At 62.6% G+C, this 369-nt stretch carries 1 protein-coding gene; it reads right to left on the reverse strand.

Annotated features, from left to right (window positions below; all coding sequences use genetic code 11):
* Window positions 1–125: 125 nt before the first annotated feature.
* A partial coding sequence (locus EXE42_RS17255; RefSeq protein ID WP_137707090.1) for a DUF1028 domain-containing protein occupies window positions 126–369 on the reverse strand: 244 nt, incomplete at its 5' end.

Below are 369 nucleotides of genomic sequence, written 5' to 3' on the forward strand. Positions count from 1 at the left end.
CAGCCCGCAAGCGTCGTGCCAACGCCTGCCATTCCCGTGGCAACGAGGAACCGTCGCCTGTCGATACTCTCGGTCGTGTCTTCAGAGGTGTCGCGCATTGTTGCGTGTGCGTAGCAAGTAGTTCGTTAACGTTTCAGTCCAAAGTCGACGATCGCGTCGGGGTACTCACCGAGCTGATCCTCGGCGACAGCCGGGAGTTCCTCCTCCGTTTCTACGGCGAGGTCGTACGCCTCGCGAAGCTCTGAAATCGGCTCATCACTGTTGTCGACCCGGAGGTTGTGGTACAGCTTCGGCTCCGGACCCGCGATGAGCAGCGCCGCGCTGATCTTCCCGCGTTTGTCGCCGCCGGCTGCCTGCCCCGCTTCCAGC

It is taken from the genome of Halorubrum sp. SP3 (assembly GCF_005435195.1).
In the GTDB taxonomy this organism is placed as follows: Archaea; Halobacteriota; Halobacteria; order Halobacteriales; family Haloferacaceae; genus Halorubrum; species Halorubrum sodomense.